The organism is Candidatus Goldiibacteriota bacterium HGW-Goldbacteria-1, from assembly GCA_002839855.1.
Lineage (GTDB): Bacteria > Oederibacteriota > PGYV01 > PGYV01 > PGYV01 > PGYV01.
The window spans coordinates 141107-160449 of the sequence record PGYV01000003.1 but is presented as its reverse complement, the minus strand read 5'-3'; the positions used below and the strand labels follow the sequence as shown (position 1 = coordinate 160449).

Here is a 19343-nt window from a genome sequence, read left to right as displayed (position 1 = left end):
GTCACTTGCTACCTGTCACTTGCTACCTGTCACTTGCTACCTGTCACTTGCTACCTGTCACTTGCTACCTGTCACTTGTCACCTGTCACTTGCTACCTGTCACTTGCTACCTGTCACCTGTCACCTGTCACCTGTCACCTGTCACCTGTCACCTGTCACCTGTCACTTGCTACCTGTCACCTGTCACTTGCTACCTGTCACCTGTCACCTGTCACTTGTCACCTGTCACCTGTCACCTGTCACCTGTCACCTGTCACTTGTCACCTGTCACCTGTCACTTGTCACTTGTCACCTGTCACCTGTCACTTGTCACTTGTTACTTATTACATCATCGTCAGAAAATCCATTGGGCTTACAGGCACTCCAAACAGGTTCATCTGCCAGTGCAGGTGAGGCCCGGTAGAAACCCCGGTGCTTCCCATTGTGGCAATTATGTCGCCTTTCTTAACATCAACACCTTTTTTTACATAAACGCCTTTTAGGTGAAAATAAAGCGAATACAAACCGCCGCCGTGGTCAATTATTACGGTGACCCCGTGCCCTTTCATTGTGGCCGCTTCTACCACTTTACCGTGATTTGCCGCCGCCACTTTAGTGCCCATCTTATTGGCAATATCAACACCTTTATGTGTTGACCCATAACTTCCGCCGTCATAAGTCCTTTTCTTGCCAAAAGCACTTGTAATTTCCCCTTCCGCCGGCTTAATAAAAGGAAGGTCAAATTTAAGAGAAGTTCTCTTTTCCTGCCGTTTTTTTATTATCTTATTTTCCGGTCCAAAGTTCACGCCTAATGCCGCACGCTTTCCGTCAGTCTGAATATCAGACCTGCCCGCGCTTATTTTTTTTACTTTTATTTTTTCAGTATGCTCGTACTCCCTGCCGTTCATCATGTACCTGATATGCAGTTTTTTTACACCCACAGTTTCAAGCGGCACAGGGACAAGCACCAGAAAAGTAAATTCTTTGGCTGCTTTATCATAACTTCTGAAAAACACAGGGTATTTTTCGCCCATAAATTTCACTTCAGACCCCGAAAAAGGCTTATTGGAGTACAGTACCGCTTTTACAACCCCGCCTTCTTTTACAATATTACTGTTTAACATTATTTTTGCTTCAGCCCTGCACATTACCGCCATCACCATTGTAATGGCTGCTGTAATTATTATTCTCTTCAAATCAATACTCCAGGGTTCCTATAAGGCCGGTTACCGAGTTTATTTTATTGTCTTCCAGGTAATTTTTAATTCCGTCCGCAATTATTCCGGTAATTGAAGGGTCAACAAAATTAGCAGTACCTATCTGAACTGCGGATGCGCCCGCCACCAGGAATTCCAGCGCGTCAGTCGTATTCATAATACCGCCGATGCCTATTATGGGTATCTTAATTTTTTTGGATACTTTATGAACCATTGCAAGCGCCACAGGCTTTATGGCAGGGCCTGAAAGCCCGCCGAATACATTGGCAATATTTGGCCTTCTTGTTTTTAAATTTATGGACAGCCCGATAAGCGTGTTAATAAGCGATACCGCGTCCGCTCCGCTGTCTTCACACACCTGTGCCATTTCTTCTATATTGCCCGTGTTAGGCGAAAGTTTTACGATAACCGGCCTTGTAAATACTTTTTTTATTTCCTTTATCATTGTGGAGACCACCTCTTTATCAGAAGCAAACTGAAGCCCGCCTTTTTTAACGTTGGGGCAGGAAATATTTATTTCAACGCCTGCCGTGGCGGAATCATTCAGCCTTTGCGCCACTTTAATATAACCGTCAACGTCTGTACCGTATATATTGGCAATGACGGGGGTTGAATATTTTTTTAAAAGCGGAAGTTTTTCGGATATAAAAGCTTCTACACCCACGTTCTGAAGGCCAATAGCATTCATTATGCCCGCGGGGGTTTCCACTATACGCTGGGGTTTATTGCCCTTTACCGGGTTTAAAGCTATGCCTTTGACCACTATGGCGCCAAGTTTGTTAAGGTTTACATACTCTTCAAATTCCAGCCCGTAGCCAAAAGTACCCGACGCGGTCATGACCGGATTCTTTAAAACCAGCCCGCCTATGTTAACTGTGGTGTTTATTTTCATAAGAACTCCTTATAAGAATCCGAGGGACAGATGCACGGAGGGACAGAGGGACGGAAAAACCTTCCGACCTTCTAACCTTTCCGCTGACACTTCCGCTCGTAAACTTGTCTCTACAGGATCTAAAAAACTACTTAACTGCCGCACCCCAAAGGTGCGCCTACCAGTTATAAACCACCCTTCCGTCCCTCTGTCCCTCTGACCTTCCGTCCCTCAGTCTTTAAAGCACTACCTCACTTACATCAAAAACTGTCCCTTCCTTGCACACCCTTTTATATACAAAATTATCGGGGATACCTACGGGTATTACGCAGCTTATGCACGCGCCAATACCGCACGCCATGTACGCTTCAAAAGAGGCGTAAAACTTAATATCATCCATTCCCTTAATTTTTTCCTTAATGGCTTTTATCATGCCTTCCGGGCCGCACGCGTAAATTACCGCGTTTGGCGCCAGTTCTTTTTTCAGAACATCAGTCACGTATCCCCTTGTGCCAAGCGAACCGTCTTCAGTGGCAAAAAGGCAGCCAAGTTTTTTGAACTCTTTGTCAGCCACAATCAGTTTTTTATTCCGGGCGCCCTGAATAAGCGTGAATTTTCTTTTCTTCTTTTTTAATTCCTGCGCCAGAAAATGTACGGATGCCGCGCCTGTGCCCCCGCCTATGATAATTATTTTTGACTTTTTATCCTTTAAATCCACAGGGTAAGTATTGCCCTGCGGGCCTATAAAATCCAGCACATCGCCTTTTTTCTTTTCTGACAAAAGCCTTGTGCCTTCCCCTATTACCTTGTACACAATATCCAGTTCCTTGTTTTCCGCGCTAAAAATGGAAAACGGCCTGCGCAGAAGCGGAACCACGGTGTCAGACACTTTTATATTTATAAACTGTGCCGGACAGGCTTTAAATTTCTTTTTAACCGCAAGCCTCATGTGATAAAGCCCTTCACCTGTATTTTTATTAAAAACCACTTCCCCTGAATTTTTCATTTTTCCTCTTTTGATAAATTTAAGCTATTTTGTATAATACTCCTGCAGCGGTTTTACTTCTACCTCTTTTTTACTTACCGATTCAATGGCATAAACAAGCGCCTGCGCGCCTGACATGGTGGTCGTGTAAGGCACCCCTAAGCTTATAGCATGCAGCCTTATCTGATAATCGTCGCTTCTTGGGCCCTTGCCCGCGGGGGTATTGATGATAAGGTTTATCTTTCCGGCTTTTATCATTTCAATGATATTGTTGCCCTTTTCATGAACCTTTTTCACTATTATCGTTTCTATGCCAAACTGTTCCAGCGCGTTTGCAGTGCCAAGTGTGGCTGCTATTTTAAATCCAAGATCCACAAGCTTCTTTGCCACAAAAATAACATCTCGCTTGTCTTTGTTTTTTACCGATATAAACACAGTACCTTTTGAAGGTATTTTCTGGCCGGCGGCAACCTGCGATTTATAATAGGCATGTCCAAAATCCTTATCCAGCCCCATGACTTCGCCCGTTGATTTCATCTCCGGCCCTAATACGGTATCGGCGCCCATGAATTTAGAGAACGGGAACACGGATTCCTTTACGGATACATACGGCAGGTCAAGCTTTTCCTTTACCTTAAGCTGCTTTAATGTCTTGCCTGTCATGACTTTGGTCGCCAGCTTTGCCCATGCCACGCCTGTCGCCTTACTTACAAAAGGTATTGTCCTTGACGCCCTTGGATTGGCTTCAAGAATGTACACAATATCGTTTCTTATGGCGTACTGCACGTTCATAAGCCCCTTTACGTTAAGCTTTAACGCCAGCGCCTTTGTGTATTGCTTAATTTTTTCCAGCATGTCACCCCTGATAGTTATCGGAGGAAGCACGCAGGCGGAATCACCGGAATGTATTCCCGCTTCTTCTATGTGTTCCATAATACCCGCGATTAAAGCTTCTTTCCCGTCGCAGATGCAGTCCACATCAACTTCCACCGCGTCTTCAAGGAACTTATCAATCAATATGGGATATTTCTCCGAAACTATAAAAGCCTCTTTTGCATATTTATCAAAAGACTCTTCGTCATACACAATTTCCATGGCGCGCCCGCCAAGCACATACGACGGCCTTACAAGAACGGGATAACCCATTTCTTTTACAATCTTTTTTGCTTCTGCAAGGTTAAATGCCGTGCCGTTTTCCGGCCTTGGAATGTTAAGTTCTGTCAGAACAGCGTCAAACTTTTTTCTGTCTTCCGCCCTGTCAATGGACTCCGGCGATGTTCCCATTATTCTGACATCCGCTTCCTTCAGCGGAACGGCAAGCTTCAACGGAGTCTGTCCGCCAAACTGCACAATAAAGCCCGTCTTTTTCCCTTCATCTTCAGATATGGCTAAAATGTCTTCCACAGTCAGCGGTTCAAAATACAGTTTGTCCGCGGTGTCATAGTCCGTGGATACGGTTTCAGGATTACAGTTTACCATTGATACTTCATAGCCTTCTTCTTTCAGCGCGAATACGCCGTGCACGCAGCAGTAGTCAAATTCTATTCCCTGCCCTATCCTGTTGGGGCCGCCGCCAAGAATAACAGCTTTTTTCTTTATTTTGTTTATCGGATTTTCATTTTCGCCGCCGTAAGTGGAATACAGGTACGACGACTTTGCGTCATATTCGCCGGCGCATGTATCAGCGTGTTTATAAACCGGCTTTATGTCAAACTTTTTCCTTAGCGCCCTTACTTTATCCTGCGTGGTGCCAAGCATCTGCGCAAGCTGAACATCGGAAAATCCCGATTCTTTCGCGCTTCTTAATTCATCCGGGAACGCCGCGCTTTTAATGATGGATTTTTTTCTCAGTTTATTTTCCTGCACAATCAGTTCATCCAGCTGAGCGATAAACCACGGGTCAATTCCTGTCATTTCATTAATTTTCTTTATACCCATGCCCTTTTGCAGCGCGTATCTGATGTACCAAAGCCGCTGTGAATTAGGCAGTTTAAGTTTTTCTGCTATGTCTTTTTCAGACAGCGATGACAATAACGGGTCTTTGCCGTCGCCGCCAAAACCAAACCTTCCGGTTTCAAGCGAGCGCATGGCTTTCTGAAGCGATTCCTTGAACGTCCTTCCCATTGCCATTACTTCGCCTATCGCTTTCATCTGCGGCCCAAGTATGTCCGGAGTGTCCTTGAATTTTTCAAAGGTAAACCTTGCCACTTTTGTCACAACGTAATCGACGTCAGGTTCCGAAGACGCGGGCGTCCTTTTGGTCATTGTGTTTAAAACCTCATCAAGCGTATAGCCCACAGCAAGTTTTGTGGCGACCCTTGCTATCGGGAAGCCTGTCGCCTTTGACGCAAGGGCAGACGAGCGCGACACGCGCGGGTTAAGTTCAATTACCTTTAACTTGCCGTTTTTGGGGTTCACGGCAAACTGAATGTTCACGCCGCCGTTTACGCCAATTTCCCTCATTATGTCTATTCCCGCGTCCTTGATAAGCGCGCATTCCGCCGCCGTAAATGTCTGCGCAGGCGCGGAACATATTGAATCTCCGGTGTGGACGCCCATAGGGTCAAAATTTTCTATGTTGCATATCTGAATTACGTTGTCTTCATGGTCGCGCATAAGTTCCAGTTCGTATTCTTTCCATCCAAGCACGGACTCTTCCAGCAGCACCCTTGATATAGGCGATGCTTTAAGGCCGTAATACGCCTTCTGTTTAAAATCTTTCATGCCATATGCTATGGAACCGCCGGCGCCGCCAAGCGTGAATGCCGGCCTTACTATTATCGGGAATTTTATTATTTTCGCCGCCGCCATGGCTTCTTCCATTGTACCCACGTACGCGCTTTCCGGCACATCAAGCCCTATTTTCTGTATGGCGTTTTTAAACAAAAGCCTGTCTTCGGCTTTTTCTATGGCGTTGTAATCCGCGCCGATAAGTTCCACTCCGTACTTTTTTAATATGCCGCTTTTTGAAAGCTGTGAACCAAGGTTAAGCCCGCTTTGGCCTCCCATTGTGGGTATTAACGCGTCCGGCCTTTCTTTCTTTATAATCTTTTCAACAAATTCTTCGTTCACAGGTTCTATGTAAGTACGGTCGGCGTATTCCGGGTCTGTCATGATTGTCGCGGGATTGGAATTTACAAGTATGGTTTTATACCCCTCTTCACTTAACGCCTTGCATGCCTGGGTACCCGAATAGTCAAATTCACATCCCTGTCCTATGGTGATGGGGCCGGAACCTATTATCATTATTTTTTTAATATCTGTGCGTTTTGGCATTTTATTTCACCCCTTTTGCGGATTTCATGTAATCAATGAACCTGTTAAACACAAAAGGCGCGTCGTGTTTGCCCGGCCTTGCCTGCGGATAATACTGAATGCCGAATGCTTTTAATTTCTTTGCCTCAATGCCTTCCACATCGCCGTCGTTTAAATCAATAAGCAGGGGTTTGAAACCGCTTTTTGACTTTTTAAGCGACTGCGCGTTTATCGCAAAGCCGTGATACTGGGACGTGACCTCCACGCCTTTTGTTTCAAGATTTATTATGGAATGATTGCCGCCCCTGTGTCCGGCTTTCATCCTGTCAATTTTTATTCCGGCGGCAGATGCCATAAGCTGGCAGCCAAGCCCTGTTGCAAATACCGGAACCTTTCCCAGAAGCTGTTTTATCCGCGCCTGAATTTCTTTCATTTCACGCGGATCGCCCGGGCCGCTTGAAAGAAAAACACCATCTGCCTTTAATTCCGCAACGCGCCCCGCTTTTGTATCCGCGGGAAGCACTATTACTTCGCATCCGGCTGACGCGAACATCTTAAGCGTGCTGTTCTTTATTCCAAAGTCAAAAACCGCCACTTTAAATTTACGTTTATTATCCGATACTTTAAGATAAACCGCTTCTTTGCTGAAAAGATCAAGCCCTTTTATTTTTTTTCTGCTGTCCCATTTATATTCTTTATCCGTTGATACGGCAGTTATCTTTATCTTTGCGGCGGCGCGCGCTTTTTTAAGAAGCGATGTTTTATCAAAATCAACCGCGGATATCACAGCGCCCATTTCGCCTTTTTTTATTATGTGCCTGACTATAGCGCGGACATCAAGGCTGTCAATTGCGGTGACTTTGTTTTTTATAAGATAGCTTCTAAAATCCCCTTCGGCGCGCCAGCTGCTGGTGTACCTGCTTATCTGCGCCGCTACAAACCCCGCCGCGTGCACAGCGCCCGATTCTGCATCAGTGGAATTAACCCCGGTGTTTCCCTGTTCCGGCCATGTCATGCAGATTATGTGCCCTTTTACCGCGGGGTCGGTTAGAAGTTCCTGATAGCCGCCCACGGAATTGTCAAAAGTTATAAGCCCGGCCGCTTCCCCGCTGAATCCCGCGGATTTGCCTTTATAAAAAGTGCCGTCTTCAAGCATTAAAACCGCAGCAGCGTCAGCGCCGCTTTTATTACCGGCTTTCTTCTTCATAATATGCTCCTTTAAATATAGCGATAAAGTTTATTAAGCAGTTAAGCTATAGCGTAAACATAGCACTTTAGCGGTTTAAGCATTTAAGCTATCGCGTAAACATAGCACCTTAACTATTTTTTCCGCTTCTGCTTAATTGCCTATAGCTTAACACGCTATTTTTTACGCTTTTGCTTAATTCGCTATTTTCCCTTCGGTTCATCCCGAAGTATATCTTTAAGCACCCTTCAATGGACGCTTTATTTCACTGCCGTTATTTATAAATTACTTCTTACGCGCTTCTTTGTAATATTCCTGAATTGATTTTACCGACATCTTCACTTCGCCTGCAGCTTCTATCGCGGTGACAACCGCCTGCGCGCCCGCCATTGTGGTGGTATATGGTATTCCAAGCGTTATCGCCTGCGTCCTTATCATATAGTCATCGCTTCTTGGCCCTTTGCCCACGGGAGTGTTGATGATAAGCTGAACCTTTCCCGCTTTCATATGGTCAAGAATATTCGGCGATGTTTCCGATACCTTTTTTACCGTCTTTGCAATTATGCCGTATTTCCTAAGCACGTTTGCCGTACCTTCGGTTGCCATTATGTCAAAACCCATGTCGCGCAGCTTTTTTACCACAAAAACAATGTCGCGCTTATTTTTATTTTTTACGCTTACAAACACAGTCCCGCCTGCCGGCAGTTTCTGCCCCGCGGCTATCTGCGCCTTGTAATACGCGTGTCCAAAATCTTTATCTATTCCCATTACTTCGCCGGTGGATTTCATTTCCGGGCCAAGCACAATGTCGGCTCCCTGAAATTTATTAAACGGAAGTACAGCCTCTTTTACCGATATGTGCGGAAGGTCAAGGTTTTCCTTTACCTTAAGCTGCTTTATGGTCATGCCTGCCATTATTTTTGTGGCTATCTTTGCCCAGGAAATACCCGTGGCTTTGCTGACAAACGGCACCGTTCTTGAAGCGCGCGGATTTACTTCCAGGACATAAACGTGGTCGTTGCGAAGAGCGTACTGCACGTTCATAAGCCCTTTAACGTTCAGTTCCAGCGCCATTTTATGCGTGTAATCCCTTATCGTTGCAATGGCGTCCTGCCTTATGCTTAACGGCGGAAGCACGCACGCCGAATCGCCGGAGTGTATCCCCGCTTCTTCTATGTGTTCCATGATGCCGCAGATGACAGCTTCTTTTCCGTCACACACGCAGTCCACGTCCACTTCAATTGCGTCTTCCAGAAACTTGTCAATTAAAACCGGATGCTTTTCAGATACAATAAAAGCCTCTTTGGCATACTTTTCAAAACTTATGTCATCATATACAATTTCCATGCCTCGCCCGCCAAGCACATACGACGGCCTTACAAGCACCGGATATCCTATCCTTTTTACTATTTTCCACGCCTCTTCAAGCGAAAAAGCGGTGCCGTTTTCCGGCCTGCTTATGTTAAGCTTTGTCAGAATCTTATCAAACTTTTCCCTGTCTTCCGCGATGTCAATTGACAGCGGGGATGTCCCCATTATTTTCACGTTCTGATTATAAAGCGGCATCGCAAGTTTTAACGGCGTCTGCCCGCCAAACTGCGCTATAAAGCCGGCGTCAGGCCCTTCTTCAACAGCGATAGCCATTACATCTTCCATCGTCAGCGGTTCAAAATATAGTTTGTCCGATGTGTCATAGTCGGTGGAAACGGTTTCGGGATTGCAGTTAACCATGGACACTTCGTAGCCAAGCTCTTTTAGCGCGAACACGCCGTGAACGCAGCAATAGTCAAATTCAATTCCCTGGCCTATCCTGTTGGGTCCGCCGCCAAGGATAATCCCTTTTTTCTTTTTTGACACGGGATTTTCATTTTCCGAATCATATGCGGAATACAGATACGGGGTGTACGCCTTAAATTCAGACGCACATGTATCCACCATCTTATAAACCGGTTTTATGCCAAGGCCTGTCCTTATATCCCTGAATTTATCCTCTGTTATGCCGAAAATATAGGCAAGCTGAACATCGGAAAAACCGTCTTTTTTTGCCTGAATTATTTCCGCTTTTATCACTTCCGCTTTTTCCGGCGTCAGCCTTCCTGTTTTAACGCTAAGCGCGGTTAAAGATTTTTCTTCATCGTATATTTCCCTCATGTAGTGCAGAAACCACGGGTCTATCTTTGTAATTTCATTAATTTCTTTATCTGTCATCCCCTTCTGCATGGCGTACTTTAAATAAAATACCCTGAAAGAACTTGGCACCACTATTTTTTTCCTAAGTTCTTCCATTGTAACTTTTGAAATATCAAGATCTTTTCCATCGGCGCCAAAACCGTACCTGCCCACTTCCATTGAACGCAGCGCTTTCTGGAAAGACTCTTTAAAAGTTCTGCCAATGGCCATTGCTTCGCCCACGGATTTCATCTGCACGCCAAGTTCGTCCTTTGACTCTTTGAATTTTTCAAAGGTGAATCTGGGAATCTTTGTCACAACATAATCCAGCGCGGGTTCAAAAGACGCGGGGGTATATCTGGTAATGTCATTTGGAATTTCATCAAGCGTGTAGCCCACGGCAAGTTTTGCCGCTATTTTTGCTATCGGGAAACCCGTTGCCTTTGACGCAAGCGCGGAAGAACGCGACACGCGCGGGTTCATTTCTATCACTATCATACGGCCGTTTTCCGGGTTTACCGCAAACTGAATATTGCTGCCGCCGGTATCCACGCCTATTTCCCTTATTATCTTTATCGCCGCGTCCCTCATGAACTGATATTCGCGGTCAGTTAAGGTCTGCGCGGGCGCGACAGTTATGGAATCGCCGGTATGAACGCCCATAGGGTCAAGGTTTTCTATGGAACATATTATTACCACGTTGTCTTTTAAATCCCGCATCACTTCAAGTTCATACTCTTTCCATCCAAGCACAGACTCTTCCAGCAGCACGCCGTGCACGGGCGAATCTTTCATGCCTTTGTCCGCTTTTACCTTAAATTCCGCGGCGTTATAGGCAATACCGCCGCCGGTGCCGCCAAGGGTAAACGCGGGCCTTATGATTATGGGAAACTTAATTTCTTTCGCCGCTTTCATTGCCGCGGCCATTGTGGTGACATAACTGCTTTTAGGCACGTCCATGCCTATTTTTCTCATCGCCTGCTTAAACTCTTCCCTGTCTTCCGCTTTTTTAATGGACTTGGCGTTTGCGCCAATCAGTTCCACTTTATACTTTTTATCAAACCCTTTATTGACAAATTCCATTGCCAGGTTAAGGGCCGTCTGCCCGCCCACGGTAGGCAGAATGGCATCGGGTTTTTCTTTAATAACTATTTTTTCCAGTATATCAACCGTCAATGGTTCGATATATGTGGCGTCCGCGAATTCGGGGTCTGTCATAATGGTGGCCGGATTTGAATTGACGAGTACAACCCTGTACCCTTCTTCCTTTAAAGCTTTGCACGCCTGTGTGCCGGAATAATCAAATTCGCAGCCCTGCCCTATAACAATAGGGCCTGATCCGATAAGAAGAATTGTCTTTAGATCTTTGCGTTTGGGCATACGTTTACTCCTGTTTAATATGTGTGTCTTTTACTTTTTATTTGTTTTCTTTTTTCCCTGTATCATAAGGTCAATAAAATGGTTGAAAATATACCGCGCGTCGTGCGGGCCGGCAGACGCTTCCGGATGGTGCTGGATGGAAAACGCCTTTAACTTTTTAACTTCAATGCCTTCAATTGTTTTGTCATTCAGGTTTATGTGCGTTACTTCCACTTTATGCTTTAACTTTTTTAAAGACCTGATATCCACCGCAAACCCGTGGTTCTGCACGGTTATATCAATCTTTTTTGTGCGCATATCCATTACCGGGTGGTTGGCTCCCCTGTGGCCGAATTTTAGTTTGTACGTCTTTCCGCCAAGCGCCTGCGCCAAAAGCTGGTGGCCAAAGCAGATTCCAAAAATTGGTTTCCTGCCAAGAAGTTTTTTTAATTCTTCCACAATGTACGGCACCGCAGAAGGGTCGCCCGGCCCGTTGGATACAAAAATACCGTCAGGGTTCATCTTTAATACAGTTTCAGCCTTGGTGTCAATGGGCACCACAGTCACTTCACAGTTTAAATCCGTAAGTATCCTTAAAATATTATTTTTCATACCGCAGTCATAAGCCACAACTTTAAGCTTTACCTTATTATTTCCCACCCTTACGTATTGATCTTCCTTTAACATCATTCCTACGGCTTTCAGCCTGCCTTTCCATTTATACGGTTTTTCAACCGTTACCTGCTTTGCCAGATCAACGCCCACAATGGACGGCGAATTTTTTACTTTTTTTAACAGTGACGCCTTATTAAAGTCAACCGTGGAAAGCACGCTTTTCATCGCGCCAAAATCCCTTATGTGCCTTGTAAGCGCCCTTGTGTCAATTCCCTCTATCGCCTGTTTGCCGTGCGCTTTTAAATAAGCACCCAGCGTCATTCCGGCGCGCCAGTTGCTTTTTATTCTGCTCATCTGTTTAACCACAAAACCTTCCGCCTGAAGGCATGTCGATTCCGCGTCGTCATCCACAATGCCGTAATTGCCGATTTCCGGATAAGTCATGGTAACTATCTGCCCTTTGTAAGACGGGTCTGTAAGAATTTCCTGATACCCGGTCATTGACGTATTAAAAACAATCTCTCCGTATGCTTCGCCGGCGGCGCCGCATGACAAGCCTTCAAAACAAGTGCCGTCTTCCAGCATTAAAACCGCTTTTTCCATCTGCCGTTCTCCCTAAGTTAAAGTCAGATTATGCCTGCGCATTCTGATATATAATTTTGCCTTTTTTAATTACATATTCCACGCTGCCATGAAGTGTCTTTCCGATAAACGGAGAATTGGTGGAGCGGGACGCAAAGAATTCCCTTGTAACCTTTACCTCTTTATCCACGTTTGCCACCACTATGTCCGCGTTCTGATCCATTGTTAAAGTGCCTTTTTTAAGGTTAAGTACCTGCGCGGGATTAACCGTTATCTTTGCAATTGCCTGGGACAGCGATAAAACACCGGGCCTTATAAGGTATTCGCATATAAGCGGGAAAGCCGTTTCCAGCCCCACTATTCCGTACGCCGCGGTGTTAAATTCCACCCGTTTGTCCACTTCCGCGTGCGGCGCGTGGTCTGTGGCTATCACTTCTATCACGTTATCTTTCAGCGCTTTTCTTATGGCTTTAACATCTTCTTTTGTGCGCAAAGGCGGGTTCATTTTAAAATTTGTGTCGTACTCTTTCAGCGTTGATTCATCAAGCGAGAAGTGGTGCGGCGCGGCTTCAGCAGTAACATTTAACCCCTGTTTTTTCGCCCACTTGATTAACTCTATGGAACCTTCTGTGGATACGTGCGCAATGTGAAGCCTTCCGCCCGTTTCACGCGCCAGCAGAATATCGCGCGCCACAATTACTTCTTCCGCGGCTTTTGGGATTCCTTTTAAGCCAAGAAGCGTTGAATAGTAACCTTCGTTCATTACGCCTTCGCCGGCTAAATCCGGGTCTTCGCAGTGTTCTATTACGGGAATATTAAACATCTTCGCGTATTCAAGGGCGCGCCTTAAGATTTCCGCGTTCATAACGGAACTGCCGTCATCGGATATTGCAACCGCGCCTGCTTTTACAAGTTCTCCTATCGGGGCAAGTTCTTTTCCTTCCCTTCCTTTTGTAATGGTGCCAATGGCATAAACATCAATAAGCCCCACCTGCTTGGATTTTAAATTAATAAATTCCACCAGCGCCTGGCTGTCAATGGCGGGCGACGTGTTGGGCATGCAGGCAACAGTTGTAAATCCGCCCTTTGCCGCCGCGCGCGAACCCGATTCAATTGTTTCTTTATATTCAAAACCCGGCTCGCGGAAGTGCGTGTGCATGTCAATAAAGCCCGGCGTCACAATGCAGTTTTTCGCGTCAATTATCATCGCGTCGCGGTCCGAAATATTGCGCCCTATTTTAAATATCTTTCCGTTGGCCACAAATACATCAAGTTTTTCCTCTATCTTATTTGCAGGGTCAACCACTATTCCATTTTTAATTAAAAGCTTCATCTTTTTTACCTCCGCCCATCAGATATAAAACTGCCATTCTTATAGCCACGCCGTTTGTCACCTGTTCATTTATTACAGACTGTACGCCATCCGCCACATTGGGTGATATTTCAATTCCCCTGTTCATGGGCCCCGGGTGCATTACAAGGCAGTCCGGCTTGGCGTATTTAAGTTTTTCTGAATTTATTCCAAACATGGTGGCGTACTCCCTGAGTGTCGGGAACAGGTTTTTCTTCTGGCGTTCAACCTGAACGCGCAGAATGTTCACCACATCAGCGTCTTTCAGCCCTTCTTTTAAATCGTGGTACACGGTCACGCCAAGTTTTTCTATCTCTTTTGGCATTAAGGTTGTGGGGCCCACCACTTTAACTTTGGCGCCCATTTTTGTAAGGCCCCATATATTGCTGCGCGCCACACGCGAATGCGCAATGTCGCCCACTATTGCCACGGTTAATCCTTCAATTTTTTTCTTTTTTTCAATTATGGAAAACATGTCAAGCAGCCCCTGTGTTGGGTGTTCGTGCATACCGTCGCCCGCGTTGATAACGGAGGACTTGATGTGCTTTGTAAGAAAAAGCGGCACACCTGACGCGCCGTGCCGTATTACCACCATGTCAATCTGCATGGCTTCAATTGTCGCAAGCGTGTCCAGAAGCGTTTCGCCCTTGACTACGGAGCTGGTGCTCATCTGGATGTTTAAGACATCCGCGCTTAAGCGTTTTGCCGCAAGTTCAAAAGAGGTCCTTGTGCGGGTGGAAGGTTCAAAGAACATGTTTACTATTGTCTTGCCTTTAAGAGTGGGAACTTTTTTGATGGGCCTTAAAATTACCTGCTTGAACGACTGCGCTAATGAAAGGATTTCCTGAATATCTTCCTTGGGAAGTTCCTGAAGCGTTATTAAGTGTCTGAAAGACATGCGTTACGCCCCCTTTTCCGGTTTTTCGGCCACGTAAACCTTGTCTTCGCCGTTTGTTTCAATGTCAAGTATGATAGTTTCTTTTTCGGATGTGGGGACGTTCTTGCCCACGTAATTGGCCTGAATTGGAAGTTCCCTGTGCCCGCGGTCAACCAGTACGGCCAGCTGAATGGACTTTGGCCTGCCGTTTTCTATTATAACGTCCATGGCCGCCCTTGTGGAACGCCCCGTGAACAGAACATCATCAACTATTACAATGTCAAGCCCGTCCACGCTGAAATTTAAATCTGTGGCGTTGATGTCAACGTTGGCTTTTATGTCATAGTCATCGCGGTAGAATGTGATGTCAACAGCGCCGACCGGCACTTTAACTTTTTCAATGGATTCTATTTTTTTGGCAATGCGCTCCGCAAGAATGTCGCCGCGTTTTCTGATGCCGACTAATGCAAGATGTTTTGCGCCTTTATTTTTTTCAAGAATCTCGTGGGCTATCCTTGTAAGCGCGCGGTCAATTCCTTCGCGGTCCAAAACTTCAGATTTTACTTTAAAATTCCTGTGCATTATTGCCTCCTTGCCTTTAAAGCGGGAGGCCGCCTGACCCCATAAATAAAAACGGCCTTCTATCCTGCAAGGTGCAGAAAGAAGGCTTATCAGCTGACACGGAAGTAAACGCGTGCCTGCTTAAAAACTTCCCCTTACCGGTCTCGCAGGACCGATTTAAAGGATTGCATTTCGTTTTTAAATCCTAATCACTATATATCACCAATTAAGGCGTGTCAAGGGTGATTTTTAAGATTAATAATATTGGGCATTTACCCTTTCGTTTCTCTGACAATTCTTAAATCATTTCACTTTTACTAAAATTCAACTTAACAAAACATAATATTTTTAAGGATTGGAATACCATATAGCGTTTAAAGCTGCACTTCCATTAAAACCAGATATTACCCAAATCTTATCATCCGCAACAGCCGTACTGTGAAGAGTCCTGTTCCCAAACTCCGGAGTATCAGTTACAAGATTCCAGTTTAATCCATCTGTAGTGTTCCACACATCATGATAAATATTATAATCGGAGACCTGCCCTCCAATTACCCATAATTTATTCTTAAACTCAAAACTTGTGTGATAAAATCTTTTCCCAATCCCTGCCGTTCCGGTTACCTGATTCCAGGTAACACCATCAGAAGAATTCCACACATCATCAACAATTGACGAATATTTAGATCCGCCTATAATCCACATTTTATTATCAAAAACAGTACAGGTATGTCCGTATCTTCTGCTAAAAGGCAAGTCGGCTTCAAAAGACCATACAATACCATCTATTGATGAATATATTTTTTGATTTAATTCAGCAGGATAGTAATGAACTCTGCCGCCAATCAACCACATCTTACCGTTAAACTCAACACAAGTATGATTAGCTAATTTACCAAACTCTGCCGACTTCGTAAGGCTGGTCCATGTCCCTGTTACATCCGTACTATAAACTTCCGCCGTATAATACATATTGCTTGCCGAATCAGTATAATATCCCCCTGTGCTGTAAATTTTCCCATTATATACAGTGGTAGCATGATAAGACCTTTGCAGCCCCCCCGAAAATCCACCAACCTTTGATGTCCATATCCCGGTAGTTGTATCAAGTTCTTTAACCTCACCATAATGCCCAACCCCGTGAATACTATTATTAAAAATAACAGTACAAGGAATAAAATAACCCGAAGTACTTAAACACACCCAATGCTCGCCGGTCTGCGGTGTATTTGTCTGTGTGCTGGTCGGAATCTCTGTAGGTGTATTTGTCGGATAATCCAACGTCATTGTATTTGTAACCGTATAAGTACATGTTTCTGTAGATTCAAGTGTCGGAGCGGATGTATTTACAACCAATGGTGTTACCGTAGATATAACAGTAACAGATTCGCTATAAGGAATTCCTGAATTCACCTGTTCAGGATCAGAAGGAATTCTTTTTTTCGAACAAGCCGAAATAAATATTATCATTATTATAATTACAACTATACTTTTCTTCAATATTACCTCCATCATTCTATATTAAGTTATTTTTTATACTAAATACTGACTTTTATCCCATGTTTATCTTTCTACTACCTCAAGAGACTGAAGATACCTTAATTTCAAGTTCACCCCTGCCGCGGTCTTTTTATTACTCATTATCTTTTTAATCTTAGGATCGCTAAAAAAAGGCGCTGTACCTGTGTACTTTTTTTGTTTTTCCATAATATCTCCTTTAAAAACCACCTAACAACTACTCAATAAGAATACCACATTTCATTTGTAAGTGTGCTGCCGGTCAATCCGCCAACCACCCACATACGGTTGTCAAATACAGTGCTGCTGTGAAAAGACCTTTCTCCAAATTCAGGGGTATCTGTCACAAGATTCCATGTAACACCGTCAGTGGAGTTCCATACGTCATGATATATCAGAGTACCATTTGCCTCACCCCCAATTAACCACATTTTATTATCAAATACAAATGCAGTATGATGGCTCCTTACCCCAAACGCCGCCGCTGCCGTTACCTGTGTCCACGTAACACCGTCCGGAGAGCTCCAAACGTCATTCATCGTAAGCTTATTAAGAGAACCGCCTATAACCCATATCTTATTATCATAAACCACACAGGCGTGGTTTTCCCTGCCGCTGAAAGCCTGATTTGTTTCACGAGTCCATACCTGCCCGTCTGATGAACTATAGATAGTTGACCGCCACGCTTCCGGATAGTCCCAGTTTCTTCCGCCAATAACCCAAAGTTTGCCATTAAATTCCACACAAGTGTGATTTGAACGCGTATCGAATTCCGCTGTTTTAGTCACTCTTGTCCATGTTCCGGAAATACCATCAGTGCTAAAAACATCTGCAGTATATTCTTTATCACCATTTGAATCATTATAATATCCACCCGTACACCAGATTTTGTTTTTAAATACTGTTGTAGTATGGTATGCCCTTAGAGAGTATCCTAAAGTAAAATCCCCCAATCTTTGAGTCCATGATCCATTTGTGATTGAATAAGTAGAACCATAATGACCCACACCCCATATTTCGTTATTAAAATTAACAACCCCACAGACAAAATACCCAGATTTTTCTAAACGTATCCATTTTTCCCCCGGCAAAGGGGTGTTTGTGGGTGTTAAAGTGGGGCCGCCCGGAGTTATGGTGTAAGTGTTCGTAATGGATGGCGTCTGTGTTTCGGTATATGTATAAGTATTCGTATGGGTATATGTGTTGGTATATGTGCTTGTATTTGTATTTGTACTGCCCGGCGGAGATGTCTGCGTGGGGGTAAAAGTCACAGCCAGTGTGGGCGTATTTGTCTGTATATATGTCTGCACAATTTCATTTACCGCTTCTGCGGGGTTTCTCTTTGACGAACACGCCTGAACGGCAAATACCGTGAACATTGTGAGGAAGATGCATAAAATGTGTTTACCCACAAACCCTCCCTTTTATTACATCCGGATTACTTTAAGTACATCCGGTTATCTCAATAATTATAGCCCTGCCGGTTATCCGCTTCAAGTTATAAAATCTTTAGCTATATATATTTCATAGAAATTTTAATCACTTTGCATCCTTTATTCTTTCGCCCCTTTAATTATCTCTTCAATAACCGGAAGAATCTTTCCCAATTCTTCATCCCTGACCTTCCATACTATCTTAAAATTCACACCAAAATATTCATGGATAAGTTTATCCCTTGTACCGCCTATTTCCTTCCATTTAACCTGCGGATATTTCAACTTAATTTCATCCGGTAATTTTTTGACCGCCTCGCCAATCACTTCAAGCGCCCTGATAACAGCATGCTGGGTTTTTATATCCCGCAAAAAAGTTTCAAAGTCCATATTCTTAGTGAATGTTGTTATATTATTTATTTCGGATTTAATGTCGTTGGCGTAGTCCACGTACTCGCGTTTGCTCAAATGTACTGAACCTCCGAGAGAATATTTTTGCCAATACCCGGTTTTAAAGCGGATTTTTCAACAAGGTCAACTTTAGTTTCAAGCAATTCAGAAAGTTTATTTTCCAGTTCAATGAATCCATAAAGGCTTGGTTCTTCTTTGAAACTTATCAGCACATCAATATCGCTTCCGGAATGCTCTTCACCCCTTACATAAGAGCCAAAAAGCCCTATTTCAGTTATGCTGTATGTATCCGCAAGTTCCTTTTTTTTGTCTTTCAGCCTTTTCTTGATTTCAGTATATTTCATGATTAATTCACCTCTACTACAATTTTACCTTAAACTATTACAGCAGGTCAACACGAATGCGCATAGTCATTAATAAAAATTTTATAGCGCCTGACAGCCGTAGACGGCAGCCCGCGGTTGAAGCGGGTTTACAAGCGAAAGAAACAGGAATACATGTGTTATCAAACAAGGACACGCGCCTTAAAAGGCGCGGCTACCGGGACGGTGAAACAATATATTAATCATCCCTGCCGGGGCGCCATTTGCGGTCTTTTTTTACCCGGCTTTTTTTGCGCTTATCTTCCAGTATCCTGCGTTTTATGGCTTTGGGTCTGCCTGCTTTTTGCTTGCGGATTTTTTCCGCCTGGGCGCGCGCTGACAGCCTTGCGTCTTCACGCTTTTTTTCAATGCGCTCCGCAAGAATCTCCCTTGCGCGCACACGGTTTAAAAGCTGGGAGCGTTCTTCCATGCATTTAATATCCATGCTTTCGCGCTTATAAACAAGCCGCACTGCTGTTTCCACCTTATTAACATTCTGTCCGCCATGCCCGCCGGAGCGGATAAACTGCTCCGTAAAATCCGCTTCCTTCACACCAAGCCTGGCAAGCCTTTGGTTTACCTCTTCAAGACGTGTTAAGTTCATCTTTTAAA

The 19343-nt window shown here is 44.5% G+C and carries 16 protein-coding genes; 1 reads left to right on the top strand and 15 read right to left on the bottom strand.

The annotated features are described in order from the left end of the window. The first annotated feature begins 33 nt into the window (after positions 1–33). Positions 34–393 (top strand): hypothetical protein, encoded by a 360-nt coding sequence (locus CVV21_03785; protein ID PKL92441.1) that lies wholly within the window; start codon positions 34–36, stop codon positions 391–393. On the opposite strand, the gene CVV21_03780 is transcribed toward CVV21_03785, so the two are convergent. The 15 genes from CVV21_03780 to CVV21_03710 form a co-directional block, all read right to left on the bottom strand. Continuing rightward, positions 324–1175 (bottom strand): hypothetical protein, encoded by an 852-nt coding sequence (locus tag CVV21_03780; protein ID PKL92440.1) that lies wholly within the window; start codon positions 1173–1175, stop codon positions 324–326. The two genes, CVV21_03785 and CVV21_03780, sit on opposite strands and share 70 nt — an antisense overlap. A gap of 1 nt (position 1176) precedes the next feature. Next, on the bottom strand, positions 1177–2088 hold the full coding sequence (locus CVV21_03775) for a dihydroorotate dehydrogenase (GenBank protein ID PKL92439.1): 912 nt from the start codon (positions 2086–2088) through the stop codon (positions 1177–1179). A 217-nt stretch (positions 2089–2305) separates the two neighbouring features. Further along, positions 2306–3073 (bottom strand): NAD-dependent dihydroorotate dehydrogenase B electron transfer subunit, encoded by a 768-nt coding sequence (locus tag CVV21_03770; protein ID PKL92438.1) that lies wholly within the window; start codon positions 3071–3073, stop codon positions 2306–2308. A gap of 24 nt (positions 3074–3097) precedes the next feature. Beyond that, a complete protein-coding gene (gene carB, locus CVV21_03765) occupies positions 3098–6328 on the bottom strand; it encodes a carbamoyl phosphate synthase large subunit (GenBank protein PKL92437.1) in 3231 nt (1076 codons plus the stop codon). A 1-nt stretch (position 6329) separates the two neighbouring features. Beyond that, positions 6330–7514, bottom strand: a complete 1185-nt coding sequence (locus CVV21_03760) for a carbamoyl phosphate synthase small subunit (GenBank protein PKL92436.1) — start codon at positions 7512–7514, stop codon at positions 6330–6332. A gap of 264 nt (positions 7515–7778) precedes the next feature. Further along, positions 7779–11042, bottom strand: a complete 3264-nt coding sequence (gene carB / locus CVV21_03755) for a carbamoyl phosphate synthase large subunit (protein ID PKL92435.1) — start codon at positions 11040–11042, stop codon at positions 7779–7781. Positions 11043–11072: 30 nt separating this feature from the next. Further along, the gene (locus CVV21_03750; GenBank protein PKL92434.1) at positions 11073–12239 is read right to left on the bottom strand and encodes a carbamoyl phosphate synthase small subunit; all 1167 of its coding nucleotides are present in this window, start codon (positions 12237–12239) and stop codon (positions 11073–11075) included. A 28-nt stretch (positions 12240–12267) separates the two neighbouring features. Then, complete coding sequence (locus tag CVV21_03745) at positions 12268–13551, bottom strand: dihydroorotase (GenBank protein PKL92433.1); 1284 nt, start codon at positions 13549–13551, stop codon at positions 12268–12270. Next, positions 13535–14467: an aspartate carbamoyltransferase gene (locus CVV21_03740; GenBank protein PKL92432.1), complete on the bottom strand. Its 933-nt coding sequence runs from the start codon at positions 14465–14467 to the stop codon at positions 13535–13537. Before CVV21_03740 ends, CVV21_03745 begins: the two co-directional genes overlap by 17 nt. Positions 14468–14470: 3 nt before the next feature. Beyond that, positions 14471–15028 carry a bifunctional pyr operon transcriptional regulator/uracil phosphoribosyltransferase PyrR gene (locus tag CVV21_03735; protein ID PKL92431.1) on the bottom strand — a complete coding sequence of 186 codons (558 nt, stop codon included), beginning with the start codon at positions 15026–15028 and terminating at the stop codon, positions 14471–14473. Between the two features lie 327 nt (positions 15029–15355). Next, positions 15356–16507, bottom strand: a complete 1152-nt coding sequence (locus CVV21_03730; GenBank protein ID PKL92430.1) for a hypothetical protein — start codon at positions 16505–16507, stop codon at positions 15356–15358. A gap of 239 nt (positions 16508–16746) precedes the next feature. Then, positions 16747–17937 carry a hypothetical protein gene (locus CVV21_03725; GenBank protein PKL92429.1) on the bottom strand — a complete coding sequence of 397 codons (1191 nt, stop codon included), beginning with the start codon at positions 17935–17937 and terminating at the stop codon, positions 16747–16749. 141 nt (positions 17938–18078) lie between these two features. Then, positions 18079–18348: a DUF86 domain-containing protein gene (locus tag CVV21_03720; GenBank protein PKL92445.1), complete on the bottom strand. Its 270-nt coding sequence runs from the start codon at positions 18346–18348 to the stop codon at positions 18079–18081. Between the two features lie 74 nt (positions 18349–18422). Continuing rightward, positions 18423–18713: a hypothetical protein gene (locus CVV21_03715; protein ID PKL92428.1), complete on the bottom strand. Its 291-nt coding sequence runs from the start codon at positions 18711–18713 to the stop codon at positions 18423–18425. 217 nt (positions 18714–18930) lie between these two features. After that, positions 18931–19335: a peptide chain release factor-like protein gene (locus tag CVV21_03710; protein PKL92427.1), complete on the bottom strand. Its 405-nt coding sequence runs from the start codon at positions 19333–19335 to the stop codon at positions 18931–18933. Positions 19336–19343 lie beyond the last annotated feature (8 nt).